The sequence below is a fragment of the Methylobacterium sp. WL7 genome (assembly GCF_008040085.1).
Lineage (GTDB): Bacteria > Pseudomonadota > Alphaproteobacteria > Rhizobiales > Beijerinckiaceae > Methylobacterium > Methylobacterium mesophilicum.
Map to the genome: position 1 here is coordinate 1 of NZ_VRVG01000343.1, position 800 is coordinate 800.

1 protein-coding gene is annotated in these 800 nt (G+C 76.5%); it reads left to right on the forward strand.

Annotated features, from left to right (window positions below; genetic code table 11):
- Positions 1 to 110 precede the first annotated feature (110 nt).
- On the forward strand, positions 111 to 800 hold a 690-nt coding region (locus FV233_RS29675; protein ID WP_147899661.1), incomplete at its 3' end, for a YidB family protein.

Genomic DNA, 800 nt, shown 5'->3' on the forward strand with positions numbered 1-800 from the left:
CCCCCGCAGAGGGGGGAGGGAATGCCAGCGCAACATCCGGTCCGGCCTGCAACCCCCACCCCTCCGACGCCGTTGTCAGCCCGGGCGGACCCCGCCCCGGAGGGACGCTTATGGGTTTGCTCGAATCGGCGATCGGCGGCGTGCTCGGTCAGGTGTTCGGCGGCCAGAAGCAGGGGGCCGGCGGGATGTCGCCCCTGGTGAAGGCCCTGCTGATGCTGCTGCTCGCCAAGGGCGCCAGCGGCGGCTTCGGCGACATCTTCGGGCGCGGCCATCAGGGTGAGCCGGGGCCCGAGGCCGACCGGTCCGGCGGCGCCGGCCCCTACGGGCGCGATCCGGGCCAGCACCCCGCCGATGCCGGCGGACGCGGCGACCCGGGCGACATCGGCGGCTGGGACCAGTCCGGCCAGCGCCGGGAGGCCGGCCCCTCCGACCCGTCCCTGCCGCCCGGCGATTTCTCCGACCTGTCCGGCATGCTCGACGGCCCGGGCGAGTCCGGCCCGGCCCGGGCCGGCGCCGCCCCGGCCCCGCGCGGCGGTTTCGGACAGGATGAAGGACAGGGCGACCTGGGCGGCCTCGACGGCCTGGTCGACCGCTTCCGCCAGGGCGGCCTCGGCGACGTGATCGAATCCTGGATCGGCCACGGCAGCAACCGCCCGGTGGCCCCGGCCCAGCTCGCCCAGGCGCTCGGCCCCGACACCCTCGACACCCTCCAGAGCCAGACCGGGATGGACCGCGAGACGCTGCTCTCGCAGCTCGCCCAGGCGCTGCCGGAGGTGGTGCACGCGCTCACGCCCCAGGGG